Origin of the sequence: Synechococcales cyanobacterium T60_A2020_003, assembly GCA_015272205.1 — a bacterium.
Lineage (GTDB): Bacteria > Cyanobacteriota > Cyanobacteriia > RECH01 > RECH01 > JACYMB01.
The window spans coordinates 1-26240 of the sequence record JACYMB010000040.1; the positions used below are offsets into that span (position 1 = coordinate 1).

Annotated in this window: 28 protein-coding genes; 20 read left to right on the forward strand and 8 right to left on the reverse strand. The window is 51.4% G+C overall.

Translation table 11 applies throughout. The features are described from left to right. The 6 genes from IGR76_02305 to IGR76_02330 form a co-directional block, all read left to right on the forward strand. Positions 1-176 (forward strand): IS5/IS1182 family transposase (locus tag IGR76_02305; protein MBF2077365.1); only part of this gene is annotated, 176 nt, incomplete at its 5' end. 123 nt (positions 177-299) lie between these two features. Further along, a complete protein-coding gene (locus IGR76_02310; GenBank protein ID MBF2077366.1) occupies positions 300-551 on the forward strand; it encodes a hypothetical protein in 252 nt (83 codons plus the stop codon). Continuing rightward, on the forward strand, positions 548-2104 hold the full coding sequence (locus tag IGR76_02315) for a glycosyltransferase family 39 protein (protein ID MBF2077367.1): 1557 nt from the start codon (positions 548-550) through the stop codon (positions 2102-2104). The genes IGR76_02310 and IGR76_02315 overlap by 4 nt, the downstream gene beginning before the upstream one ends. 282 nt (positions 2105-2386) lie before the next feature. Further along, positions 2387-2728, forward strand: coding sequence for a hypothetical protein (locus tag IGR76_02320; protein ID MBF2077368.1), 342 nt, complete (start codon positions 2387-2389; stop codon positions 2726-2728). Next, on the forward strand, positions 2676-2942 hold the full coding sequence (locus tag IGR76_02325; GenBank protein ID MBF2077369.1) for a hypothetical protein: 267 nt from the start codon (positions 2676-2678) through the stop codon (positions 2940-2942). Before IGR76_02320 ends, IGR76_02325 begins: the two co-directional genes overlap by 53 nt. Positions 2943-3210: 268 nt before the next feature. Further along, positions 3211-3507: a 4a-hydroxytetrahydrobiopterin dehydratase gene (locus IGR76_02330; protein ID MBF2077370.1), complete on the forward strand. Its 297-nt coding sequence runs from the start codon at positions 3211-3213 to the stop codon at positions 3505-3507. Between the two features lie 23 nt (positions 3508-3530). On the opposite strand, the gene secF is transcribed toward IGR76_02330, so the two are convergent. Beyond that, on the reverse strand, positions 3531-4565 hold the full coding sequence (gene secF / locus IGR76_02335; protein MBF2077371.1) for a protein translocase subunit SecF: 1035 nt from the start codon (positions 4563-4565) through the stop codon (positions 3531-3533). Next, the gene (gene secD / locus IGR76_02340; protein MBF2077372.1) at positions 4562-5992 is read right to left on the reverse strand and encodes a protein translocase subunit SecD; all 1431 of its coding nucleotides are present in this window, start codon (positions 5990-5992) and stop codon (positions 4562-4564) included. Before secD ends, secF begins: the two co-directional genes overlap by 4 nt. A gap of 238 nt (positions 5993-6230) precedes the next feature. On the opposite strand from secD, the gene IGR76_02345 reads away from it, so the two are divergent. From IGR76_02345 to IGR76_02360, 4 genes are all read left to right on the forward strand, one after another. Next, on the forward strand, positions 6231-7544 hold the full coding sequence (locus IGR76_02345) for a glutamate-5-semialdehyde dehydrogenase (GenBank protein ID MBF2077373.1): 1314 nt from the start codon (positions 6231-6233) through the stop codon (positions 7542-7544). Positions 7545-7577: 33 nt separating this feature from the next. Next, positions 7578-8057, forward strand: coding sequence for a hypothetical protein (locus tag IGR76_02350; GenBank protein MBF2077374.1), 480 nt, complete (start codon positions 7578-7580; stop codon positions 8055-8057). A 2-nt stretch (positions 8058-8059) separates the two neighbouring features. Continuing rightward, complete coding sequence (folB, locus tag IGR76_02355; GenBank protein ID MBF2077375.1) at positions 8060-8440, forward strand: dihydroneopterin aldolase; 381 nt, start codon at positions 8060-8062, stop codon at positions 8438-8440. 149 nt (positions 8441-8589) lie between these two features. Then, complete coding sequence (locus IGR76_02360; GenBank protein ID MBF2077376.1) at positions 8590-10203, forward strand: FkbM family methyltransferase; 1614 nt, start codon at positions 8590-8592, stop codon at positions 10201-10203. Positions 10204-10638: 435 nt separating this feature from the next. On the opposite strand, the gene IGR76_02365 is transcribed toward IGR76_02360, so the two are convergent. Together IGR76_02365 and IGR76_02370 are read right to left on the reverse strand one after the other, a co-directional pair. Beyond that, on the reverse strand, positions 10639-11373 hold the full coding sequence (locus IGR76_02365) for a circadian clock KaiB family protein (protein ID MBF2077377.1): 735 nt from the start codon (positions 11371-11373) through the stop codon (positions 10639-10641). Between the two features lie 17 nt (positions 11374-11390). Further along, positions 11391-12773, reverse strand: coding sequence for a PilT/PilU family type 4a pilus ATPase (locus IGR76_02370; GenBank protein MBF2077378.1), 1383 nt, complete (start codon positions 12771-12773; stop codon positions 11391-11393). Positions 12774-13187: 414 nt separating this feature from the next. Here IGR76_02370 and rpsO point away from each other — a divergent pair, with 414 nt between their 5' ends. Further along, positions 13188-13457: a 30S ribosomal protein S15 gene (gene rpsO, locus IGR76_02375; GenBank protein MBF2077379.1), complete on the forward strand. Its 270-nt coding sequence runs from the start codon at positions 13188-13190 to the stop codon at positions 13455-13457. A gap of 21 nt (positions 13458-13478) precedes the next feature. Beyond that, complete coding sequence (locus IGR76_02380) at positions 13479-14006, forward strand: PAM68 family protein (protein MBF2077380.1); 528 nt, start codon at positions 13479-13481, stop codon at positions 14004-14006. Between the two features lie 100 nt (positions 14007-14106). On the opposite strand, the gene IGR76_02385 is transcribed toward IGR76_02380, so the two are convergent. The 3 genes from IGR76_02385 to IGR76_02395 all read right to left on the reverse strand — a co-directional run bounded on the left by IGR76_02385 (position 14107) and on the right by IGR76_02395 (position 17197). Further along, the gene (locus tag IGR76_02385) at positions 14107-15483 is read right to left on the reverse strand and encodes a hypothetical protein (GenBank protein MBF2077381.1); all 1377 of its coding nucleotides are present in this window, start codon (positions 15481-15483) and stop codon (positions 14107-14109) included. A 167-nt stretch (positions 15484-15650) separates the two neighbouring features. Beyond that, positions 15651-16781 carry a HetZ-related protein 2 gene (locus tag IGR76_02390; protein ID MBF2077382.1) on the reverse strand — a complete coding sequence of 377 codons (1131 nt, stop codon included), beginning with the start codon at positions 16779-16781 and terminating at the stop codon, positions 15651-15653. Positions 16782-16927: 146 nt separating this feature from the next. Further along, entirely contained in the window at positions 16928-17197 is a 270-nt protein-coding gene (locus IGR76_02395; GenBank protein MBF2077383.1) for a hypothetical protein, read from the reverse strand. Between the two features lie 147 nt (positions 17198-17344). Between IGR76_02395 and IGR76_02400 the strand changes: the two genes are divergently transcribed. The 4 genes from IGR76_02400 to cysK all read left to right on the forward strand — a co-directional run bounded on the left by IGR76_02400 (position 17345) and on the right by cysK (position 21212). Beyond that, positions 17345-18397 (forward strand): dipeptide epimerase, encoded by a 1053-nt coding sequence (locus IGR76_02400; protein ID MBF2077384.1) that lies wholly within the window; start codon positions 17345-17347, stop codon positions 18395-18397. A gap of 64 nt (positions 18398-18461) precedes the next feature. Continuing rightward, complete coding sequence (locus IGR76_02405) at positions 18462-19436, forward strand: DUF1611 domain-containing protein (protein MBF2077385.1); 975 nt, start codon at positions 18462-18464, stop codon at positions 19434-19436. A gap of 279 nt (positions 19437-19715) precedes the next feature. After that, complete coding sequence (locus IGR76_02410) at positions 19716-20153, forward strand: Rrf2 family transcriptional regulator (protein ID MBF2077386.1); 438 nt, start codon at positions 19716-19718, stop codon at positions 20151-20153. Positions 20154-20249: 96 nt separating this feature from the next. Continuing rightward, positions 20250-21212: a cysteine synthase A gene (cysK, locus tag IGR76_02415; GenBank protein ID MBF2077387.1), complete on the forward strand. Its 963-nt coding sequence runs from the start codon at positions 20250-20252 to the stop codon at positions 21210-21212. An 8-nt stretch (positions 21213-21220) separates the two neighbouring features. Here the strand turns inward: cysK and nrtS are convergent, their stop codons facing one another. Then, on the reverse strand, positions 21221-21487 hold the full coding sequence (gene nrtS / locus IGR76_02420) for a nitrate/nitrite transporter NrtS (protein MBF2077388.1): 267 nt from the start codon (positions 21485-21487) through the stop codon (positions 21221-21223). 60 nt (positions 21488-21547) lie between these two features. Between nrtS and IGR76_02425 the strand changes: the two genes are divergently transcribed. The 4 genes from IGR76_02425 (at position 21548) to IGR76_02440 (ending at position 26183) form a co-directional block, all read left to right on the forward strand. After that, a complete protein-coding gene (locus tag IGR76_02425; protein ID MBF2077389.1) occupies positions 21548-22255 on the forward strand; it encodes a J domain-containing protein in 708 nt (235 codons plus the stop codon). 174 nt (positions 22256-22429) lie between these two features. Then, positions 22430-23794, forward strand: a complete 1365-nt coding sequence (der, locus tag IGR76_02430; protein ID MBF2077390.1) for a ribosome biogenesis GTPase Der — start codon at positions 22430-22432, stop codon at positions 23792-23794. Positions 23795-23799: 5 nt separating this feature from the next. Beyond that, entirely contained in the window at positions 23800-24747 is a 948-nt protein-coding gene (locus tag IGR76_02435) for a hypothetical protein (GenBank protein MBF2077391.1), read from the forward strand. Continuing rightward, entirely contained in the window at positions 24744-26183 is a 1440-nt protein-coding gene (locus IGR76_02440) for an anthranilate synthase component I (GenBank protein MBF2077392.1), read from the forward strand. The genes IGR76_02435 and IGR76_02440 overlap by 4 nt, the downstream gene beginning before the upstream one ends. Positions 26184-26240: the final 57 nt, after the last annotated feature.

The window sequence follows — 26240 nt, forward strand, 5'->3', positions numbered from 1 at the left end:
GCTATCATCGTCGTTCGATTGCTGAAACTACCATGTTCCGCTTTAAGACTATTTTTGGGGGCAATCTCAGTGCACGTCAATTTGACAATCAAGCCGTGGAATTGTTCATCAAATGTGTTGCGCTCAACCGCATGATTCAGATCGCTAAACCCGATAGCTACAAGGTTGAAGGTTAATACCAGGACACTCTCAAGGCGAACCTGACCGTTTTTCTAATCATGCAACAAAGCCGAAAAAAACTATAGATTTCTGACGTCCACACGAAACTCAAAAGAATACATGGCCTTCCATCAATGTGGATGATTGAAATCATTGGCACTTTTCCGAATCCTGTTGTACCAATTTCAAAAATTCCGGCTACAGATGAAAGGCTGACATCCCTGATGGTGCAACGCATTCATAACTCAAAACTGAGCATTTCTCCTGCGGAGACGCTGCGCGAACAAAACTCAGAATTGGTATTAGCCAATATCAAAGGCTCTCTTGAATTGGGGTACCAGAGCCTCTACGCTAACAGCAGGCTTATTATGGATGGGAAACGGTTGTTGTGACGGATTTAAAGACTCAGCGATCGCGCTGGCTACGAACGTTTGTCATTGTTGTGGTAGTCCTTGGCGTCTTCTTTCGGGGGTATAACCTGGATCGCAAGGTGTTTTGGTATGACGAAACCATGACGCTGCTGCGCGTATCGGGCAACACCAATGAAACCATTGTGCAAAATGCCTATGATGCCGATATCACAACGGTGGAAGCCCTCCTGACCACCTACCAGTTTCCCAATGTAGACCACGGTTGGGATGATACCCTGGCTGCCCTGAAGGAACATCCAGAGCATTCGCCGCTGTATTACCTGATGGTGCGGGGATGGCTGCAACTCTTTGGCCATTCCACTGCTACGATTCGGGCACTATCTCTGATTTTTGGTCTTTTAGTGTTGCCCTGTGCCTACTGGTTAGGGGTGGAACTGTTTCGAGAGAGGAGGTATGGATGGGCGATCGCCACCATCATGGCAATTTCTCCTTTTCATGTCCTATATTCCCAGGAAGCCCGTGAGTATAGTTTATGGACGCTGACGATTTTGCTCTCTAGCGCCACGCTACTCTGGGCAGAGCGGCGCAAAACCATTCGCGAATGGGGACTGTACGGAGTGACGATAGCTCTAGGGCTGTATACCCATCCCTTTTCCGGATTTGTCTCCATCAGCCACGGCATTTATGTGTTAGCAAGCGATGGATTCCGCTGGACAAAACGACTTACAGCTTACCTCCTAGCATCTGCGTTGGGTATGCTCTTGTTTCTGCCGTGGCTCTGGATTGTCATCCAGCACTTTTCAAAGTTTGTGAGTAATACCCAATCCGTCGGTTTAGAGCGGGAGGGGGTGATGCCGCTGTTTTGGGCATTGAACTTGAGCCGTGTCTTTTTTGACCTGAACCAGGGACCCAGCGCGATTAATCCGCTGCACTACATCCTGGTTGGGCTAGCGATCTATGCGCTGTATTACCTGTACCAGCACGGGCCGCGCCATGCCTGGATTTTTGTGATGACGTTGGCGGGTGTTACCGGACTTGCCTTACTGATGCCGGATATTATTTGGGGGGGTCGTCGCTCTAGCATTACCCGCTACGCGATTCCGTCTTACATTGGCTTACAGATTGCGATCGCCTATCTGTTTGCCCATCACCTGACCACGGATCTAACCGCACCGAACTGGAAACGCTGGCGGACTGGGGCGATTGCCTTTGTGGCGTTGGGCGTGATTTCGATGGCGGTGAGTTCGCAAATTCCGGTGTGGTGGCACAAAAGCTACGCCAAGAGTCGCTACAATCCGACAACGGCAGCGATCGTGAATCAGAGTCCGAATCCGCTGGTAGTCACCAATGAACTGCCGGGATCAATCCTGTCTTTTAGCCATCTGTTGCGTCCGGATGTGCATTTGCAACTGATTACCCGATCGAAAAATATAGCGATTCCAGTGGAGGAGTACGATCCAACTTTTCTATACAAGTCCACCCCCCGCTTCAGGCGGGATCTGGAATCGCAAAACCTAACATTAACGCCCCAGTATGAGGAGGATTGGCTGTGGACGATCGATTCCAAATCTTAATTTGGCAAGCCCTACACCAGTTCATTCAACCAAAATCTGGTCAGTGCTCTAGTTCGCGACTGGAGCAGTGGTTGAAGAGTTACTTATCAGCATCCATATTGTGAATCCGTCATTTGTACCCGTCTAAATATCATGCCGGGATAAAAACCCATGATATGTTTTTGGCGCGGCGCTTGCGCCGCGCCAAAAACAGGGTTGGTTTTCGTGAGCATTTCAGCAGACTTGATATAAAGCAGGAGAACATTAGACCCACGATATGAGGAAACTCGACTTGGCAGATTCATGAGTGGCATTAATCGTGAAATTATCTTAGATTCTAGACATACTGCAAAGCATCTACCTGAAACACCACAAGTACAAAAATTACTGCGACGAGGTAGAGCTGCCCACGTGTTCAATAATGCAGCCACAATAGAAAGAGTGGCTCAAGCAATTATTGAGAGAGGAGAGTTTACAGGGGTCATTCGAGGATATGAGCGTTACGGCTTATATTTTGCTGAGGCGATTGGTTACCGAATCAATCCTGAGAATGGCTCAAGCACTCCACTATTCTATGGAGAGGTAAAAATTGATGCAGAAAGTCGATACCACATCATCCCCCGCACTCGACCCAGCCAAGAATGATTGGAGTTTTGTTGAAGTCTGGATTGATCCAATGCTGTCTCCTCCTTATGTTCTATTGTTGCTAGGTGACCCAGCAGGCCATTGTCGTGTCCACGATCCGACCGAGAATTATAAAGTGATTTTCAGCAGCGAAACCTATGATGAAGCCCAGACTTGGTTACTGGAAGACGAGTATGAACCTGTTGAAGGGAGACTTTCGGTAACCGATCTGTAGGTGAGAAAACTAAGGATTGAGAGAACTCATTGAGTTGAGGGAACGAAGGGTTGAGAGCGTTTTGGTAGCATTACCACAGTTATTTGCCGCCGCTTCTATCAGATGCCAAATGACAAAACAAGCCTCTTGAGATCCCAAGGTTATCTATCATTCGTTCATATTTTTACAAAAACTATAGCGGTTCTCGGAGTAATGTGCGATGCCTCACGGAATGGTCACACGAAGTCTAATCACAGGGCTGTTGGGTTTTAGTATCGCATCAGGGGCGATCGCCCAACCCCTACTGCTCACCCCTACCGAAATAACCGAACATCTGCAAACCCTACCGAACTGGACGACTGACGGACAAACCCTGCAATGCACGTTTCAGTTTGAGAACTTTGTGCAGTCGGTAGATTTTGTAAACCGACTGGTGGAACCTGCGGAAACCATTGGACACCATCCCGATATCGCCATTGCCCATAACCGAGTGACAGTGAGCTTTACGACCCACGATGCCGGAGGGCTGACGCAGCTTGATTTTGACGGTGCAGGGGCGATCGCTGAACCCTGCCCTGCCCGCTAACTTTAACCGCATGCTGATTTTAGCTATTCGTCATTCGGTTCCGGCTCATCGAATCCCGTAAACTCCGCCTCAATAATAGGAGACACCTCCGCCTCAACGGTATCAGCCCCAGATTCCTCTTCTACCAGTTCAAGCTGAGGCTGAGGCTGACGTTCGCGCCAGAGAGCCAGCAACGTACTCGCAATAAAGATACTGGAATAGGCTCCAGCGATAAACCCGATAATCAGTGCCAAGGCAAAATACTTGAGGGTTTCGCCACCAAAGAGGAAGATAGCGACCAAACTCAAGATCGTTGTCAAGGTAGTGTTAATCGAACGAGTCAGAGTTTGATTAACCGCATCGTCCACCACCGTGTCGATGTCCATTCCCGGATTGAGCTTAATCGTTTCCCGGACGCGATCGTAGATAACCACGGTGTCATTCACCGAGAAACCCACGATGGTGAGCAGCGCCACGATGAAAAGGCTATCCACCTCGACCTGAAGCACCAGACCCAGGATCGCAAAGATACCCATCGTCACCAGCACGTCGTGTAACAGCGCCACCAATGCAAACGCGGCATAGTCCAACTGAAACCGAATGGTGAGATAGGCCGTAATCCCAGCAAAGGAAATCAACAAGGCCAGCAAGCCGGAGGTAAAAATTTGCCGCCCTACCGTTGGCCCCACCGTATCAATTTGGGTGGATTGGGGATCAAATGGCCCAACACCTGAGTTGAGAGCATCCAGCAATGTTGTCCGCTCATCAACGCTCAACACCGAGGTGCGGATCGAAACGGCGGTGCCACCGTCTCCAACCAACTGAATGCTGCTATTACCCAAACCTTGAGAAGTCAGCACGCTTCGCAGTTCGCCAATATTAATGGGCTGATCGCACAAGCCCGCCTGGGAACAATCCAACTGAAGCTGTAGACGGGTGCCGCCCACAAAGTCAATGCTGGGACGAAGGGGTGAGCCGATCTGAGTCCATGAAATGATCATGGCGACGATGCCACTCAGAATAACCGCTAGGGAAACGCTCCACCAGAGCGATCGCTGCTTGATAACGTTCAATTTCATAGGGTTGTCTTCGGTTCTGTAGAGAGGGCAGAGGTCTTCAGGTTCGGGCAAAATAGCTCCGGTTTGCGGAGATTAGGGAAGCTGAGGGCAAACAGAAGCAAGGTGCGGCTACAGGTAATCGCGGTGAACATGCTAATGCCAACCCCGATCGCCAGAGTGAGGGCAAAGCCCTTCACCAAACCTGTACCGAAGAAGAACAGGGCGGCACAGGCAATCAGCGTCGTCACGTTACTGTCCAAAATACTGGAGAATGCGCGATAGAACCCAGATTCTACTGAGCGATACAGGGTTTTCCCAGAACGGAGTTCCTCACGAGTCCGCTCAAAAATCAGGACGTTTGCATCCACGGCCATGCCGATACTCAGAATAAATCCGGCAATTCCCGGCAAAGTCAGGGTTACGCCGAGCAGACTAAACGTAGCAAAGGTCAGCAGTGCGTACACCAGCAGCGACAGGTCGGCAATGATTCCTGGCAGTCGATAGTAGGCCACCATGAAGAGTAGCACCAAAACCAAACCACCAGCACCGGCATAGAGACTGCGCTGAATGCTATCTCGTCCCAGGGTTGCACCCACCGTGCGATTCTCCACGATTTCGACGGGAACGGGCAATGCTCCTCCTCGAAGCTGAATCGCCAGTTCGTTTGCAGATTCGGCATTGAATCCTCCGGTGATGCTGGCTCGTCCGCCAGTAATCCCCGTTTCGGCAAACTTCACATCTACCGATGGCGCACTAATCAACTGATTGTCGAGGAAGATCCCGATAGTGCGACCTGTCCCAGCCACACTCTTCGACAATGCTGCAAACTGGTCACCCCCTTGAGCATCAAACTCTAGCCCCACTTCCCATGCAGTTTGATTGATGGGCGCAGCATAGGCATTACGGAGGCGTTCTCCCGTTAGTCCGGTTTTGTCAAACAAGGCGGCAATCGATTCATCGCTAGAACGAATTTCCTCTTGTTTTTTCGCAATTTCCTCTGGGTCAGTGAGGGAGGATAAATCATTCCGCAACTGGTCGTTTTCCAGCATCAGCACCTGCAACACTTGCAGCGACGTTCCTTCTTTCTGCGCCCGGAAATCGAGCTGAGCCGTTTCACCCAGAACCCGTTCAGCCTGTTCCGGATCGCTAACCCCTGGCAACTGCACCAAAAGCTGGTTATTGTTGGGAACCGTTTGCACGACGGCATCAGACACGCCCAATCCATTAATACGTCGGCTGACGACTTCCTGCACCGAGTCTAATTTCTCTGGCGTAATTTCCGGAACTTCAGGAGTAGGGCTAACTTGTAAGGTAAGCTGAGTCCCCCCTTGGAGATCCAGTCCTAACGGTACAGGCGACTCGCCATCGCGCAGGGGCATTACAATCAGTAGACTCGCCGCAACGACAAAACTAATAATGACAACCAGAAGGGAACGTTGACGACCCATATCCTTAAATAACGGTGAGGGTGAGCAAGAGACAAGTTGATGGAGTGGCGATCGCCCTTGGCAGGAAAACTCCCTGACCCACGATTACCACAACCGTTATCATAGCGGGATTTGAAACGGTATCGCCCAGAACAGTTAAGATTTCCAAGCTCAGCCGAATTCTTGCCAGATCCTGGGACTGAATTGGTAATCTGGAGGAATACCGAATTCCTCTGAGATGTCTTGATTTAGGATTGCCATGACTGCTTCCCAAGTTGCACCCCGATCGCTGATTGAAACGGCTCAGCAAACGCAACAGGCCGCCCGCCATCTGGCGCTTTTCTCTGCTGAGCAGCGCAACCAAGCCCTAGAGGCGATCGCCCAGGCATTGGAGGCCGCTGCCCCCGACATTTTGGCCGCCAATCAAGACGATTGTCGGGTTGCCCAGGCGGAAGGCTTAGCGAGTGCCCTCTATGGTCGTTTGAAACTAGACGAAAGCAAGCTGCAAGGCGTCATCGCAGGGGTGCGGGATGTGCAGAAATTAGCCGATCCCCTCGGGCAAATCCAGATTCATCGGGAATTGGATACCGGACTGGTGCTGCAACGGATCACCTGTCCCCTTGGTGTTTTGGGGGTCATCTTTGAGGCGCGACCCGACGCCGTGGTGCAAATTGCGTCCTTGGCAGTGAAATCTGGAAATGGCGTGATTTTGAAAGGGGGTAAAGAAGCGGTTCGCTCTTGCGAGGCATTGGTCAACGCGATTCAATCCGGTTTAGCGAAAACTGCCGTTGATCCAAGCGTCGTTCATTTGCTGACCACTCGTGAGGAAACCCTAGAACTGTTGCGGCTCGATCAGTATGTAAATCTAATTATTCCCCGTGGTTCCAATAGCTTTGTGCGGTTCGTGCAGGAAAACACTCGCATTCCGGTGTTGGGACACGCGGACGGAATTTGTCATCTTTATATTGACGAAGCGGCGGATTTATCAAAGGCTGTCCCCATTACTGTTGATGCGAAAACCCAGTATCCCTCTGCGTGCAACACGATTGAAACGCTATTGATTCATCAGGCGATCGCCCCTCAAGCGTTGCCGCAGATTGCCGATGCTCTGGAGGCAAAGGGCGTAGAGTTGCGGGGAGATCAGCGTACTCTAGCGATTTTGGGTGGCGATCGCGTTCAGCCTGCAACGGATGCAGACTGGGCAACGGAATACAGCGATCTGATTTTGGCGATTAAAGTGGTGGACTCGCTGCATGAGGCGATCGCCCACATCAACACCTATGGTTCTCGCCATACGGACGCGATCGTTACCGAATCCGCAGAGATCGCAACCGTTTTTCGGGGTCAGGTGGACGCGGCGGGCGTCTTTCACAACTGCTCCACTCGCTTTGCCGATGGCTTTCGCTACGGATTTGGGGCAGAAGTGGGAATCAGCACTCAAAAAATGCCCCCCCGTGGCCCTGTAGGTCTAGAAGGATTGGTGACTTACAAATATCATCTTGTGGGCAATGGCCATATTGCCGCAACCTACACAGGTGCAGCACCCAAAGCCTTTACCCACCGAGATCTCTAGTCTGTATCTATTTTTAACCGGGGAGATTCAGGGATGGTTCCACCGCACGAACCGCTACCGTGGCAATGCAATACCGATACAACGCTTGTTCCGCTGACCTTCGATGGTGAAACCGTTGGCTTTTTGAAACCTGAGTACGCGCTGCGCCTAGTCGATTTGCTAAATGACGAAAAGCGCTACCGTCGAGCCTTGAAACTGGCGTGCGAGGAACTGGTGCGCCGCTCCAATGGGCGACTGGGGACAACGGAGATGTTGTTTAAGGAGTATCTAGAACGTGCCAAGACTCCCAGCATAGGAACGCCTGCGATCGCCCTTCTTCTGCGCCATCGCCAGGAAGAGTTAGGTGTGACGGATAAGGAGTTTGTCCAGTTCTGCGATTCCTATCGGCTATCGCCTGATAAATTGCAAGCGATTGATGACGGAGATACCCTAATCGAACATACGATGGTTGCCTCGTTGGCTCGTATCCTGGGCCTTCCCCTCGAAGATGTAATCCAGATTGCAGGCGAATAGGGATGACGCACGATCGCATTTACCTAACTGGAATTCGCGCCTACGGCTATGTCGGCTATATTCCTGAAGAGCAGGTCTTGGGACAGTGGTTTGAGGTCGATGTGACGCTGTGGATTGATCTATCAAAAGCTGGAAAGAGCGATCGCATCCACGACACCCATGACTACCGTAAAACGATTGATACGGTCATTTCATTAGTCAAAACTAGTACGTTCGCCTTAATTGAAGCGCTGGCAGAGGCGATCGCCCAAGCCATCCTATCCAAGGATGAACGGCTAGACCAAGTTCAGGTGCGGGTGAGTAAACCTGCGGCTCCGATTCCTGACTATGCGGGCAGGATTGCGGTTGAGGTGTTGAGAGGGCGATCGCCTAATCCTTTATGAGTCTAACCGTCCCAACATTAGCGTCCCGGTTATGACATGATGTGACAGCAAATTTCTATCTGTTTACAAATAGGATTTATACGGTCAAAAAGCTATAGAACAGGGATGTATTTGTCCTTTTTCATGCCGCCTAATCTTCTCTGTCAATCATGAATTCAAGTTCATCGGCTCTCTACCGCGAGTACCTTCAACATCGATGTCTCCATCTATCCCCTGAAGATTTCAGTACTGCCTTTGATTCCGCCCTTAGTCAAATCTCAACCTTTGACTGCGCCGAACCTGAAACGGCGGTCGAACTGAATGATTTTGGCGTCATGGCGTTGATTGAAGCGGATCAAGCAGATGATCTATCCATGAAGGAACTCTATTTCCAGACTGCCCTTGAAGCCTTTCAGTCGGGTGCTAGAGTTGGAGGCTACCCATTGTGCAATGCCCACTTAGCGATTATGGAAAAAATGGTGGGCGATCGCAGCGCATCAGGGCAAAGTGCCTATACAGGATTAATCCAGTCTTTCTTGCAAAGCAATCCATCTGCACCTCATCCTCCCTTGGGTCTGATCTATCTACCTCGAAAAACGGGGATAGGTGCGATTGAAACTGGCGAGATTTTACACGCTGTGTATCAAGCTCGAAATGGTCTAGAACAAGCCACATTAATTCTAGCAGCCACCCTCTGCGATGCTAACCTTGCCTTCTACACGCCGAATGGATTACGAACCCTACATCTACTTGGACACCTTACACTTCAATCCAGCATCCTAAAGATGCGTTTGGGGATTGCGAGCTTCTATCAAAATCAACTGGAGGGATTACACTATCTGCACCAGGCTCATACTTTAAATCCTAATAATGTCGCTGTTCTGCAAACCCTATTTCTAGCATGCTTAGATATCGGAAGTCGTGACGTAGCTGAGCGTTGGCTGATGCATACTCAGCAGATGCTTATGCAAACCAACTCCAACAGTCCAGAGTGGTACTGGGTAAATCAACAATCTTTAGAGTCATCCTTTACCTACGTACCGTTTGATGGTCTTCAGCTTGCGGTTGAATCTAGTCTCAATAGTATTGTCACGTCCGTGGTGTTAGCCCAAGGAGACTGGTTTGAAGATGAATTAACGTTTTGGCGACATCATCTGCAACCGGGCATGGTTGTAATTGATGTTGGTGCTAACGTGGGAATCTATACTTTTAGTGCAGCAAAACAAGTCGGAAGCACAGGCAAAGTTTTTGCTGTTGAACCGTTTTCAGCTTGTGTGCATCGGTTGCAAGAAACACGTCGTGTTAATCAACTGGATTGGGTGCATATCTGCCCAGGTGCAGCTAGTAATCGCTCTGGCAAAGCTCGGCTTGGCTTAGATAAAGCAAGTGAACTCAATCAAATCATTGCCGATGATGCGAATCCCTCAGTCCAATTTGAAGAAGTCCAGTGCTTTACGCTAGATGAGTTAGTTGAAAAAGAGCAGTTAACACGCTTAGACTGGCTCAAAATTGATGCTGAAGGACACGAAATTCAGGTTCTAGAGGGTAGCCATTCTTTACTGACCCAGTTTAGACCCAATATTCTTTATGAAAATATAGCTGGCGCGATCCATAAGACGAACTTACCAGTGGCAGAGTTTTTGATTAAAAACGAATATGTTCTATACACTTACCAGCCTTACTTTGATTATTTAATTCCGCTCGGCTCGCTTGAAAACTTAAAAGGAAAACTTAATATTATTGCAATTCATCAATCTCGCGTAAACGATTTTTCACAACGATAAGGTGTGAGCATTGGCTTGGAGAAGCTCTCAAGACCAGTAAACGAATTGTTTAAAATGACAACAGCATCCAAACTAATCAACTCTGAACAATTTCCTGCTATTTTCAATCTTAAATAGAGGTGTGAAAATCCTTTTGAAATAACCTCTGAACTTCGATCAGCGGCGATTTCCATTAACCTCTCAGTTCTTTAGCTTAGGAAATATCAGCGTCTTTTGTGGATGCTGCTGTGGTTAAACGAGACAGATTTAAGTAAAACAGCTATCTTTACCTCTTTCACCTAGTTAACGTTTGGTTTTGGCTGTTTAATCTGCCAGTTGAAGCATGTGCTTCATGTATCTAAGATATCGATTTAAACAGCGGGGATCAACTGAATGACATCAAAGTTTAAGCTTCAGAGTCTTCCACTCTTAGAATGTTTGCGAAGTATTTCAGTTCTAAAGGTCGAGGGTTTGACGAAGCTTTTCAAGATCATCTAATCTCCCAACAATGCGCTTTACAGGCAGTGGCCAAACTCGCATTAGAGTAGGTGTTGCGCTGATTTGATGATATTCGGCTTGTTCTGGATGCCGCTGAACGTCAATGACTTTGAGCGTATAGGGCTGCTGTAAGTCATGTTTTAAGACTTCATAGAGAGTTTTGAGTGCTTTTTCAGTCGTGGCGCTGTTTCCTGCAACAAAGAGGCGCAGAACGCATCCCTGGGATTCGACGGATGTAGGAGCGATCGCCAACGGTAAAAGTCGGTGTTGACTGGGCATTGCAGCGTCTACGGGAATAATGAGGTCATGGGTATCCCATAGTTCTGGAAACTGTTGCCTGTGAGACTGTAAGACACTTAAATCACAAACATCTGGATCATTGGATGCAATGTTCCACACCAAATTCTCCATGCCAAACACGGCATTCAGAAGTGATTGATATTGGATAACCCTGGGACAGGCTTCTGCAAAAATGTGGCGAGTCTGGGCGTGGGAGTCGATCACGTAGTCTAGAGTGGCAGTGTAACAAGAGACTAAAAAGTGAGGAGGCTCTGAAAGCTCCAGCGCCTCTTGAAATGCCACACAAAGTTGAAGATGCCATCGATAGGATTTATGTGGATCAATGCAATAGGCCAGATCCCCACCGGGCGTGAATAACGCGATCCCCCTAAAGGATTGGTGAGGATTTGGCACATCAAACCCTGGGGGCACTACACTCGACCCCGCAGGATCTGAGACATTTCGTTGGTTTTGGGTGACATTTCCAATGCCGTTTCTTCCGTAATTCGACCTGCTTCGTACAGCTTATACAGGGACTGGTTCATGGTCACCATGCCATCGAAGTTACAGTTCGGGATAATCGCATCGATTTCATCCACCTCGCCGCGGCGGATAAAGTCACGAATGGCATCAGTGTTGATCATGATTTCGTGGAAGGCTGCCCGCTTGCCGTCGGTCGTACGACACAAGCCCTGGGCAATAACCGCAACTAAGGATTCTGCGATCGCCAGTCGCATTGGCTCTTGCTCAGCGGGTTCATATAGACCTAAAATCCGCTCAATGGTTTTAACCGCACTGTTGGTGTGCAAGGTTCCAATCACTAAGTGACCTGTTTGAGCAGCCTTCAGAGCCGTATTGACGGTTTCTCGGTCACGCATTTCACCCACGAGGATGATATCTGGATCTTCCCGCAGGGATGCCTTAAGTGCATTATCAAACTTGAGGGTATGTAACCCGACTTCGCGCTGCTTAATGAGCGATCGCCGACTTTGGTGAACGAATTCCACCGGATCCTCAATGGTGATGATGTGCTTCGGCATCTCCTTATTGATGTAGTCAATCATCGCCGCCATTGTGGTGGACTTGCCCGAACCCGTGGGTCCAGTCACCAAAATCAAACCTTTGTGATAGTGGCAAATATCCTTGAAGACCGGAGGAAGATTGAGTTCTTCCATCGTCAAAATCTTGAGCGGAATCAGTCGCATCACCATGGCAGGGCCGCGCAAGGTGTCAAAGATATTAATCCGCACCCGGGCAAAGTCGTACTGGGCGGCACCGTCAAAGTCCAGATGGTCTTTGAAATATTGAATGTCCTTATCGGGCAGCACTTCTTCTAACCAACTGAAGAAAGTTGGCTCATCTGTAGCTGGATATTCCGTCGTTTCAATTTCACCCCGGTTGCGGAATCGTGGGATTTCGTTAACGCCCACGTGAATATCGGAAAACCCTTTATCAAAGGCTTCTTTCACTAACTGGGCTAGGGTCGGTGAACCAGCACTCGGCTTGTTCCGGGTGGCTGTACTGCGGATTGGGGGCGGCGCGGCAGGGGCACCAACGCGGGGTGGGCCGGAAGGAACACCCGCAGGCGGCGGGGCGGTGGGTGGCCGATTGGCCGCAGGTGGCGCAGTCCGCTGAGCTGCAGGGGGCCGTGGTGGTGCTGATCCCATCGGAGCAGTGGCACCGGGAGGCATTGGCAGCGTTTGCGGTGATAGCTGCTCAGTGGCATCCGCAGAATTTCCGACGGGTGGACGAGCAGGGGGGGGAGGAACGGGGGGCATTCCCATGGGTTTAGGCGGACGTTGTGCTTCTGTCATAGGACGCTTCAGAATTAATGAAGAGCTAGAAAATCACAGATGGGCGATCGCTCACCCTGGCCACTATTATTTTGGATACCAAGTCTAGACAATGTGCTAACTGACCACGTTAGGCACGCTAGTTGAGCTCGAACAGTAACCAATAGTTGCTTGCTGTTGCTCACCATATTAACGGCACCCAGAGGCTTTCCTCTGGAGGAGGGGCTCAACCCCTGTGCCTGAGCTGTAGTTAGCTTTGGCTGCCAGACAAAACTCCACGCTAGAAAAACTCAGCGCTTTATTCAGGGTTCCCGCAAGTACGCCTTTCACTATCATGAGCGTTTGACACGAAATTTTCCGACTCATGGAGCTTAGAGCTATGATAATATAGATTACTCTATTGTGAATTACGGGCTAAAAAAGTAAGTAACGTCCATGGCTTTGCTGCAAGAGCGTAAACACGAAATTATTTCCGAATACCAGCGGCACGATACAGACACCGGGTCTGCAGATGTGCAGGTTGCAATGTTAACTGAGCGTATTAATCGCTTGAGCGAGCATTTGCGAAGCAATAAGAAAGATCACTCGTCTCGTCGAGGATTGCTGAAGATCATTGGTCAGCGCAAACGTTTGCTAAGCTACATTTCTAAGCAAGATCAGCAGCGCTATCGTGCGTTGATTGAGCGTTTAGGCATTCGCGGCTAATAGTACTGGTACTCACATTCCATGTCGTCAGAAGAAACGCCGAAGAAGAAGGCACCAGAGGGTGATTCCGCAAAAAAGGAAGCTCCCTCTGAGCGTATCTTTTTACCGTTTGAGCCAAAGCGCAAAAAAGCAACTCAGGCAGTCCGGAAAGCGACGGCTCCGACTGCATCCCCTCGCTCTAAGGCTGTGTCCTCCCCATCATCGTCTGTGACCTCTGATATTCCTGAGGTAGTCAATCGAAGGATGCTGAAACGCATGGCCACATTTTGTGGTGTGCCAACGTTTTTAGGCATCTCAACATTCTTTGTGAGCTACTTTGTTACCACACGTGAACTCTTTACGCTCCCCCACACGGCCGTTTTGCTGGTTAGCTTAGGCTTTTTTGGCTTAGGGGTAATTGGCTTGAGTTATGGCGCGCTGTCGGCCTCATGGGATGAGGCTGATCCGGGTAGCGTTTTGGGGGTCTCAGAGTTTCAGACGAACCTTGGCCGTCTGCGGGGCGCATGGCAAGAGGCGGGAGACCGAAAGCGACAGAGTAAGGATAAGTAATTAGCCAAGAGATTGATTCTGGCAAGCGCACCTGAGGTTGTATAGCAACAGAAGAGATAGCAAGGGACAAGGGGTGGATGAGTGCTCTCGAGTTCGAGTTCTAGGATTCTTCGTCGGTAATGGTTTGTAAATCGTGGAGCTGGTCTGAAATCTGGTCTAATGCTTTTTGGAGGTCGAGGAGTTTATTAATACTTCCTCGTACAGACTTAGGTTCTACGTTTGCTCGGCTTCGAATTTCCGCGAGTTTCGTATTAAGCTTGTGGGCTAGTATGAGTGCATCATCACCCAAGCGATCAATTTGCTTTTGTTCATAGAAACGAAGGGCGGCCCCCCGGAGGACTAGAAGCGTTGCTTCTTCGCCGTGGACGCCGCGCATAAAGCGACATCGCAATAGAATATGTTCGTTTCCGTAGATGCGCTCGACTTCCGTTTGTTGGGGCGTCTCAATTGGTCGTAGGGGAACGTGAACAAGACGCTTTAACTCGTTGATCAGGGATTGACAGTAGTCGGGTTTTAATTGATCGACAACGGCTTTTAGAACTCCGTTTTCGCTCCACAAGACTCGTCCCAAACGTTTCTGTTGTTCGATGTAGAGTCGCCCGATTCCGGTTTCAAGCACACGCACGAGGAGTTCTTGAAGCAAAATACTAGGGCTGAGGCGTTGTCCGATCTCTTCAATAGCTTCGTTGCGGTGATGAGCTTGGAGGGATAGTACCGGAACTGAGGATTGAATGAGAGGGGGCATGGCCGCAGGAGTGGTGTATCCCTTTGGCGCGTTGGGATTGATGTGGTGAGGCGTTGGCTCTGGCGCTGCTCTGTTTGAGAAACGCTGTTTGGGGTCAATCGTTGGCTTGGAGGTTAGAGGCGGAGGCGGGGAACTCAGTTCTGGAACAATTGTTTCTGTCTGGGGAGGAGGTGTATCTGGAGAAGAAAGGGGATGAACATCGGCGCTGGGAAAGGACTGAGAATCCTGTAGCCCCTCTTGAAACTGGCGCAAACTTGTTTCATCCAGAATCAAGGTTTGGCGATCGCCCTGATCGGTGGAGGGCGTTGAATTCGACCAATCGTTAGAACCGGTAGGGGGGGGATGGCCTTCTGAGCCTGTCAACGGGATCGGCGTCTCTGGCCGTTTGGCACTGACGTAGTTGAGATAGGCTGACAAAGCAGTTTGCAGCGCGGCTGAGGAAATGGGTTCAACGACTAAGGAATAGTTGACGTAGGAAATCATGCGGCGTACGTAATCGGTGGCCGCAACATCAGTAGCGCTGACCATGCCTAAATGAAGCCGACTTCCTTCAGCATACAGCGGCAGAACCTGGTGATAGAGACAGGCTTCAAACGGCATTAGCCCATCAATAAGTAAGAACATCTGCTCCACATTTAAGCGCCTGGCTAGATTTCCCTCAAACTGAGACAGAACGTTCTTATAGATAGGCGTTAAGGCTGGGTTAGGGCGATCGCTGGAAGAAAACGACATGGTAGGGTCATGATGGAGGATAGTTTCTGTGAAGCAGAATGCGGTTGATCGGGTGAGTAAAGATGGGCGATCGGCTACGATCACACTATGACTGGGATAGCTCAGTCTAAGCCGATCCCGGGTTGGATTAAAGGGAAGGGGCGTAGAGAATAGAATCGGCGTGAACGCTACGCTCCACTGCGGATACTTTGAGCTGCCAAGTAAAGCTTACTCCATTCTCCCAAGATGTAGCTTGTCTTAAGGTTTAATTCCTTCGCAATCATGTCAGCGGTGTGCCCGTCCTTAAGACGATTGAGCAGACGTTGCTGTTCAGTCGTCAGATCATCCCAGAACCTAGTCCATTGCTCAGGGGTGAGACCCAGGTTATGGTCGCGAAGGGAAACACCGAGCCAAGCCGCGACCATGTCTGGCTGCGTCTTAAGACTGAATACACGGATGGCGTGATAGCTGACCTTCTCCCGGAGACGATAAATTTGTTTGATCGGCACGTCCAGCATCGTGGCGATCGCATCTTGAGAGTGCCCTTCCAGATAGAGATTTAGCCATTGGGCGGCTAGGGGTTCCACCTCCTTTTCGAGATACTGGGAAAACTCTTTGCGTACCTGTTCCCGCATGAGCTGCTGTTCTTCCGATGCTTCGCGGTCTTGGTGATCGGCGATCGCCTGATTATCCAGCAAGCTAACCGGATTTTCGGAGTCATCCGGCGTAATTTCTTCGGACACGAGCCGAATTAAATCCCCAGCGGGTACCTGGGTCATGCCGCCCCGCTGCGATCGTCGGAGATAGTTCACAAAGCGATAAACCAGCAAGGGCTGATTGCGAATGGGGCGCAAGCAGTATTCCTCCACGCTGGCTAGCATGAGAATATTCCGGAGGCGTGGATTTTGGGTGCATTCCGCGATCCAGGTCATTTGCTGGCGCATATAGGTATCACTTTGCATCAGCTCTTGAATCACCTCTTGCAGCACGTCCATGACCGTTTGGCTGCGATCGCGTGATAATGATACCCAGGTGCGAATTTTGCTGCGAATCAGGAAAAGGCTACCCAATCGTTGCAGCAGCTTGCGGTAGGCTTGATCGGGATGAGCTCCTAAGTAGCGCTGCAGCAAGATGCGATAACGATAATCTATGGCTTGTCGGGCAATGCCAAGCTGTTCTGGCGTCATCTCGTCGTATCGTTCTAGGTCTGAACCCAACAGCCAGGCGATAATACTTTCCCGATCGGTGCTGGAGTGCGCTGCACAATCCGACTCTAGTCGCGATCGCCAGGTTTCTCTCAGTTCCTCAGCCAATGCCATAGCGCTATTTCCCTTGCGTGCAGATTTCCAAACCTATAAAAGTGTGCATAAATATTAGCGTTTATGATTCACCTTCAATCACGATGGGGTGTGATCCCTCTCAATGTCAGGGGCAACTTTGCCAAAGAAACGCTGTGCGCTTGTAGCTACAACTCGTCTGAATCGTCAATAGTTGCTACCAATCGGCGGAGGGCATCGGTCAGTTGAGCTACGTGTGCCAGAGCATTGTCTTGGTTCTCGGCGAGGGTTTGCACCGAGTCACTCAAGGCAAAAATTTGATAGCCTTGCTGCTGTACCTGATGCGCGAGTGAGTCAACCCGAGTTGCTAGGCGCTCAACAGTCTCTGTGGTGGCAATAACCGCCTCGCCAATTTGTCTAACGATTTCTTCCAAGCGTTTCGATTGAACGTCGTCCACTCCTGCCTAAATCCTATTGATGTCTAAGAACTGCTAACTACTCTATCGTTTCTCAGCCTATCTAAGCCTACTTTATAGTTATGGTATCCAACAGCCTGGATCTGGATACTAATAGAAATTTGGATATTAATTTGACTTCGACCATTGATGCAACTCCACATTCATCGTTTTACGGTTCATAAGCGTGTGCCCTTAACCATCAGTCGCGGCACCTATGCAGAGTCTGAAAATATTTGGGTGCGGGTCTTAGAGGATGGGATTGAAGGCTGGGGTGAGGGGACGGCCTTTTCCACCGGGCACCGCGCACAAACCATTGAGGATTTGACCCAAGCCCTCGACCACCTCGCCCCGCTCCTAGCGCCCGTGTCGCCCCTAGATCGTCAGCAGATTGATGCGCTGATCCAGAAAGTGGCGTTACCCTCTGCCGCGCAAGCTGCCCTAGATATGGCGCTCCACGATTGGGTGGGGAAGCGGGCAGGATTACCGCTGTGGCAGTTGTGGGGGGGCGATCGCCAGCAGATCGTACCGACCTCGGTCACCATTGGCATCAGCACACCCGAAGCTGCTCAACATCGCCTCCGCCTTTGGCGTGACGTGTTTGAACCGCAGGCCGTCAAGATTAAGCTGGGCAGTCCGGCGGGAATTGAGGCGGATCAAGCGATGTTTCTAGCCGTGCGTCAAGACACTCCGACCCAGGTCAAAGTTAGCGTGGATGCCAATGGGGGATGGAGCGTGGAGGATGCGATTCGCATGAGTCACTGGCTTGCCGAGCAGGGGGTGACCTATCTCGAACAACCGCTAGCGGCAGGGCATGAAGAGGGGTTGCGATCGCTCTACCATCAGTCGCCCCTGCCCATTTTTGTCGATGAAAGCTGTTATACCAGTCGTGATGTGGCGCAGTTGAGCGATCGCGTTCACGGCATCAATATTAAATTAATGAAGGCGGGCGGACTGTCGGAAGCCCTGCGGATGGTGCATGCGGCTCAAGCGTGGGGATTGCAGATTATGTTTGGCTGCTATTCAGACACGTCCCTATCCAATACAGCGGCGGCGCATCTGGCTCCCTTTGCCCACCATCTCGATTTAGATAGTCATCTGAACTTGACGAACGATCCGTTCCAGGGAGCAACCCTGCACAATGGACGATTAATACCCAACGAACAACCAGGACTGGGAGTCAACCGTGCATCTAACCCCTAATCATCGCATTGCCCTATTACTACACGACGGTTTGCAAAACGCACGCGGCAAAACTGGGATTTCCATGCTGCGCTACAGCGAGATCCCAATCGTAGCGGTGATCGATGCGGAATCGGTGGGGCAATCCGTTGAAGCCTTGACGGGCATTCCCCGACCAGTTCCGATTGTGGCCTCGGTTGCGGATGCCCTTGCCTACGAACCGAACGTTCTCGCTATTGGTATTGCCCCCTCTGGAGGAGCGTTGCCCGATCCCTGGTGGCAAGAGGTGAAAATGGCTGTTGCATCGGGACTTTCGGTGGTGAACGGACTGCATACGCCAATGGCGAAGGATCCCGACCTGCGATCGCTCCTCCGAGAGAATCAGTGGATTTGGGATGTGCGCCAAGAACCGAAAGGGTTAGGCGTCGGTAGCGGTAAGGCGCGAGAATTGCCCTGTTTGCGAGTACTGGCGGTGGGAACCGATATGTCCGTGGGCAAGATGTCTACCGGGCTTGAACTTTACAGCGCAGCGCAGCGGCGAGGGCTGAAGGCAACGTTCCTAGCCACGGGACAAACCGGACTCATGCTGGGGCATCCGGGTATTCCGCTGGATGCAGTGCGGATCGATTTTGCCTCTGGTGCGGTTGAAAAAATTCTGATGGAAAACAGTGAGGGGCAGGACATGGTGTTTGTGGAGGGACAGGGTTCCTTCATGAATCCGGCCTCGACAGCGACGCTGCCCTTGATGCGGGGGAGTCAGCCGACCCATTTGATCCTGGTGCATCGAGCCGGACAGACCCATATTTACAACTTTGACCATGTGCCGATCCCGCCGTTGCCTGAGGTGATTCAGGTCTATGAAACTGTAGCTACGGCAGGAGGTTCCTTTGCGCCTGCACCTGTGGCGGGGATCGCTCTGAATACCTTTGGATTATCGGAGGCAGCGGCCAAAGAGGCGATCGCCCAAGTCGAAGCTGAAACCGGGCTGCCCTGTACAGATGCCATCCGGTTTGGTGCCGATCCATTACTGGATGCAATTCTCAAATCAAAAAATACTTAATCGAAAAAATTTCCTTCTCCGAATCCAAAGTTATCCTCGACCCGCACAGATAGCGCAGTGCTCCACGGCTCCATATCTTGGAGGATCAGGTCAGCAGATGCAAAACCGTCTAGCTCAGATCGAATGGGCGATTATCGCTTCTTGCCTTAATCCTTCAGATATCTAGCGACTTCACAGGGCAGCACTTTAGAATTCCTGTAAACCCCACTGGAGAACCGGGGTATACTAAACCTATGGCAACTTTGCCAGCTTACTCACCCCATTTGATTCCTATTGCTTGTGGAACTCTCGTGCAAAACCGAATACGCCCTGTTAGCGCTTCTTGAACTCGCCACCCATCACAGCAGCGGTACACCCCAGCAAATTCGTCAGATTGCTGCTGACCAAAATATTCCGGATCGCTATCTGGAGCAATTGCTCGCAACCCTTCGTCGGGCGGGAATTGTGCGCAGTCAGCGTGGCGCGAAGGGTGGTTATTTGCTGGCTCGCGATCCCTGGAAGATTACCCTCTGGGAGGTGGTTTGCTGTATCGAAGGTCTAGACACCCAAAAACCGAGTTCTAAGGTGCAGCCCAAGACAGCGGAGAGTCAGGTTATTCACGATGTCTGGCAAGCCTCTCGTCAAGCGGCGGAATCCGTTCTCCATCAACATACGTTACAAGACCTTGCAGAGAAACGAGATGCGCGCCGTCAGGTGAATATCATGTACTACATTTAATAGGAAATTAATGGCGATCGCCCAATCTAGGGCAGTATGCTCGGAACACTACGTCCAAAGACCCGATCACGAATCCTCTAATTAATCACTCCTCCTATGCGAATTGCTCAAAATATTACGAAACTCATTGGTCGGACACCGATGGTTCAACTCAATCGCATTCCTCAATCGGAGGGGTGCGTTGCCCAGATTGTCGTGAAGCTTGAAGGCATGAATCCCTCCGCATCCGTGAAGGATCGCATTGGGATCAGCATGATTGAAACGGCCGAGCGGGACGGACTGATTACGCCGGGTCAGACAGTTTTAGTAGAGCCAACCTCTGGGAATACCGGAATTGCCCTGGCGATGGCCTCGGCAGCGAAGGGATATCGCCTAATCCTGACCATGCCAGAAACGATGAGTTCGGAGCGGCGGGCAATGCTGCGAGCCTACGGCGCTGAGCTAGAGCTAACCCCCGGCGTGGAAGGGATGGCAGGCTGCATTCGTCGCGCCCAGCAAATTGTCGAGTCCCTGCCGGATGCCTACATGCTGCAACAATTTCGAAATCCGGCCAATCCCAAGATTCATCGAGAAACCACCGCGTTGGAAATTTGGGAGGACACCGCTGGACAGATTGATTTCCTGGTGGCTGGGGTCGGTACAGGCGGAACCCTTACAGGTGTATCGGAAGTGATCAAGGAACGGAAGCCAACCTTCCAGACGATTGCCGTTGAGCCAGCCAATAGTCCGGTGCTGTCGGGTGGAAATCCTGGCCCCCACAAAATTCAGGGAATCGGTGCGGGGTTTGTGCCAGAGGTGCTTCAGGTGGATCTGATTGATGAAGTAATTACGATTGAAGACGATGAGGCGATCGCCTTTGGCCGGAGATTAGCGCGTGAAGAAGGGCTATTATCAGGGATTTCCAGCGGTGCTGCCCTGGCGGCAGCCATTCGAGTCGGACGCCGTTCAGAGAATCGCGACAAGCTCATTGTGATGGTGCAGCCCAGTTTTGGGGAACGATACCTCAGTACTCCCCTATTCCAAGATCCAGAACTGATTGCGGTCGCTGCCATCAATTAGGGCGTGATCTAGCGAGAGACAGGGCCAGGCAACTCTGACGAACTGTTTTGAGCTTTGAGAGCGCTCGTGTATTGTCCATGAACGTTGACAATGTAAGGGACGCAGTAGGTAAGCAGTGCCGAAATCCAGCGATCGCGAGTCATGGTTCCGCTGAGCAAGGCATGGCCGTGGTTGAGGGCAAATAGTAGGGTTCCAACGACACAGGCAACCTTTAATCCTGTGAGCGCAAACTCTGGATTAGTGAGGTTTTGGATAAACAGACAAATCGATTTCATGACGTTGAGGACAGGCGCTATCGGTATTCCAGCATTCAAAAACATGCCTACAATGTCCCTATGGCACAGAATCATTCTTTCCCAAATCACTACCAAACGCTAGAGGTACCACCTACGGCGACCCAGGCGGAAATTAAGCAAGCCTATCGTCGCTTGGCCAAGCTCTTTCATCCCGACAGTAATCGCCCGACCGCTAACCATGAGCGGATTACCAGCATTAACGCGGCCTATGAAGTGTTAGGAGATCCGAAGCGTCGTCAATACTACGATTGTGAGCTTGGGAACTATGTTGCCCATAGGAGCGATCGCACGACTCGTGAAGCTGAAGCGCAATGCACGCACCGTCGTCGTTCTAGCGGGCAGGCGACCGATGATGCGATTCAACTCTGGATTCGTTATGTCTATCAACCCGTGAATCGCAAACTGGGACAGGTGCTCAGCCCCCTCAAAACCCAGATCAATCGGTTAGCGGCGGATCCCTTTGATGATGAACTGATGGAACAGTTTCAGACCTACTTGGATGAATGTCGCGATCGCCTCACCGAAGCACAGCGCATTTTTCAATCGATGCCAAACCCGGCGAATGTCGCCGGAGCCGCTGCCAACTTGTACTATGCTCTGAGTCAACTGATCGATGGCATCGACGAACTAGAGCGCTTCACCGTTAGTTATGCTGAAAACTATCTGCATACAGGCCAGGAACTCTTTCGGATTGCGGCTCGGCTACGGTCAGAGGCCCAAGACGCGATCCACACTATTGCTCGGTAAAAATGTCTACGTCAGCGATGGTGGGCGTAAAGCACCCAGAAAAATCAGCATCAGCCTATCCCGAACTGACGTTACAATGAAGTTTTGCATTCTGTCCTAACGCCATGCTCTTACTCGCCTGAGATGGATCACATCCGGGCGTTACAATGAAGTTTTGCATTCTGTTCTAACGCCATGCCACTGCCCATTGTTGCCATTATTGGTCGCCCAAACGTGGGCAAATCTACCCTGGTCAATCGCCTAGCTGGAAGCATGGAAGCTATTGTCCATGACGAACCAGGCGTAACGCGCGATCGCACCTATAAAACCTCGTTTTGGCAAGATCGAGAGTTTCAGATCGTAGACACAGGCGGCATGGTGTTTGACGATGATACCGAGTTTTTACCGCTCATTCGTGAACAGGCGATGGCCGCACTGGCAGAGGCTAAGGCCGCAATTTTTGTGGTAGATGGACAAGCAGGGCTAACCGCAGGAGATGAGGCGATCGCAGAATGGTTGCGGCAACAGCCTATCCCCACGCTTCTGGCGGTCAACAAGTGTGAATCCACCGCCCAAGGACTGGCGCAGGCCGCAGAGTTTTGGGTTCTGGGGCTGGGTGAACCGTTCCCGATTTCCAGCATTCACGGCAACGGTACGGGCGAATTGCTCGATCACCTGATTACCTACCTTCCAGTCACAGAAGAGGAAGAGGAACTCGAAGAAACGCGAGTGGCGATCGTGGGTCGTCCGAATGTCGGTAAGTCCAGTTTGCTCAATGCCTTTGTGGGGGAACAGCGGGCGATCGTCAGTCCGATTTCGGGCACAACACGTGATGCGATTGATATGGTGGTGGAACGCAACGACACGCGCTATCGCCTGATTGACACTGCCGGAATTCGCCGCAAGAAAAACGTGGACTATGGCCCGGAGTTTTTTGGCATCAACCGTTCCTTCAAAGCGATTCGGCGGGCGGATGTCGTCCTACTCGTGATTGATGTGTTGGATGGCGTTACGGAGCAAGATCAGAAACTAGCGGGCCGCATTGAAGAAGAAGGCCGTGCCTGCGTGATTGTGGTCAACAAGTGGGATGCCGTTGAGGACAAAGATTCCTACTCGATCTATGAGTACGAAAAGCAGGTTAAAGAGAAGCTGTATTTTCTAGAGTGGGCCGAGATGATCTTCGTCAGTGCCTTGAACGGCCAGCGGGTGCGCAACATTTTGGACGTTGTGGATCGGGCGGCGGAACAGCACAAGCGACGGGTATCCACCTCGGTGGTGAACGAAGTCCTGCAAGATGCCCTCAGTTGGCATACACCGCCGACCACGCGCCAAGGTCGCCAGGGTCGCATCTACTACGGCACTCAAGTGACATCCCGTCCCCCCACGTTTACTCTCTTTGTGAATGATCCCAAGCTGTTCAACGACAACTATCGCCGCTATATTGAGCGTCAGTTCCGCGAGAGTCTAGGCTTTACGGGAACCCCGATTCGGATTTCGTGGCGCGGTAAGAAAATGCGGGAACTTGAACGCGGTAGTGCAAACCGAGCAACGCGCGTTTAGACGGTATGGATTTACTGCGATCGCTCCCGATTGGGCTGTATCTGGAAAATCCGGTGACCTGGCTGCACCGCATTGATCCCCGCGTGAAGTTGGGGTGGCTACTGGCCTTTTTGCTGACTCCGATCGCGGCGAATATTGACTGGCGATTGGCGATTGTCGGAATCCTGCTGCTGCTCACGTTCGTAACCCAGATTCCGTTTCGCGTGTGGCGTAAGCAGATGGGCCTGGTGCTGCTATTTAGCATTCTCCTGTTTGGTGCAACCTTGTTCGCACCGGATGGCATTGATGTCACCCATCAACCCCGCCTGCCTGCCAATGAATTCGCCATTTTAGAACCTCCCCCCCCGTCTACCTCGGAGGATGCCATCGAACCCGCAGCGCCAACAGCCCCTGACTTACCCCAGCCGACCGCCTACCGCTATGTATTGCTTGATCAGGGTATTTTTCACATCACGCAGCGATCGCTCGAACTGGCAATTCGGGTGGGAACATTGACCTTCACCTTGCTGTACAGCACCAATCTGTATTTGCTCACCACTGCCCCCGAAGAAGTGACCGCCGCGATCGAAAATCTAATGCAACCCCTCAACCGTTTCCGGGTTCCGGTCACGGAAATTGCTTTGACGCTCACCCTATCTCTGCGCTTCATTCCCCTAGTGCTGGAAGAGGTGCAAAACTTGATTCGGGCCGTGCGGACTCGGGCGATTAATTGGAAAAAGCTAGGCATTCGCGGCAGTATTCAAGTCTGGCTTACGTTGGCGGAACGGCTATTGGAAAATCTGCTATTGCGGGCGACGCAAATTGCCAGTGCGATGCAGGTGCGTGGCTTTTTAGGAGCCGATCGCCATCGGGTGCGCTGGCATATCTTTCGCCTCAAAGCGTTGGATTACGGTGTGCTGCTGCTACTCGCGGCCTTCATTGGCTGCCGGGTGGTATGGGGAGGATTGGCATGACCCCCGTGCAGCCGTGGGTGTGGCGATCGCTCCCGCTTCAGCAGCGCTCCGGCTCGGATATCTTTGCCGCTCTAGTATCGAACTCGTCCGAGATTGCAGTACTGCTAGAAAGTCCCAACGAGCCGCCGAGTTCCGTGGTGTCGCCGCGGTCGTTGCGTCAATATTCCATCTGTGCAGGATCTCCACGGGCGTATCAAGGGCGATCGCAGATTTGGACACCCTCGATGGGGCAAATATTTTCGACGCTTAAGATTCTCCACCATCGGCAGCAGGAATCCACCGTTCCTGAATGCGTGCAGCATTTGCCTTTTACGGGAGGATACCTGGGTTGGTTAGGGTACGATGCCGCTTGGGATATTGAAGTGTTGCCCTACGCCCGGGCTGACCAACTCCCGTTTCCGGTGGCGTTCTGGTACGAGCCGGAGTGGTTTACGGTACTGGATCATCACAATCAAGTGCTGTGGTTGGCCGCTAGCAGTCCAGCGCAAAGTGACAAGCTGGAACAGCAGTTGGAACAGTCTCCACGGAGCGATCGCCCTTTCATTGCTGAACACGGCAGGCGATCGCCCCTCACTCCCCAACTTGCCGCAACTCAACAGGACTACGAAACGGCGGTCATCAAAGCCAAGCAGTACATCCGAGCTGGGGATATCTTTCAAGCGAACCTCTCGCTGCGATTTAGCACGCAAACTCAAGTCTCCTCTTGGGACGTCTATCGCGCCTTGCAAACCATTAATCCCTCTCCCTTTGCGAGCTATTGGCAAACCCCGTGGGGATCGGTGATGAGCTGTTCGCCGGAACGGTTGGTGCAGTTGCGCGATCGCCAAGCCGAAACCCGCCCCATTGCCGGAACGCGATCGCGGGGGATCACGCCAGAGCAGGATGAACAGCTTGCTGCAGAGCTGTTAGACAACCGCAAAGAAAACGCTGAACACATCATGCTGGTAGACTTAGAGCGCAATGACTTAGGGCGAGTCTGCGAGTGGGGATCGGTCGAGGTGGATGAATTGCTAACCATTGAGCGCTACAGCCATGTGATGCATTTGGTGAGTAACGTCAAAGGGACGCTGCATCCGGACTATGATGCCATCGATCTCATGCGCGCTCTGTTCCCCGGTGGCACGATTACGGGATGCCCCAAGGTGCGCTGCATGGAAATTATTGAAGAACTAGAACCCGTGCGCCGGAGCCTGTTCTACGGTTCATGCGGCTATTTAGACCGTCGGGGAAATCTAGATCTGAATATCTTCATTCGGACGCTGTTGGCTGTTCCCCACCGGGCAGGAATGACTTTATATGGTCAAGTGGGGGCTGGCATCGTGGCGGATAGCGATCCGGCTCAGGAGTGGCAGGAGTCTTTGCATAAGGCTCAAGCCCAGCTTGCGGCATTGCATCACGCTGAATCGAAAGCATCGTCATTATCTCCTAGGGTATAAGCCTTACTCCTTCGTTGAATTCTATGCCCAAGGAGTTGAAGCTTCGCGATTGGATGG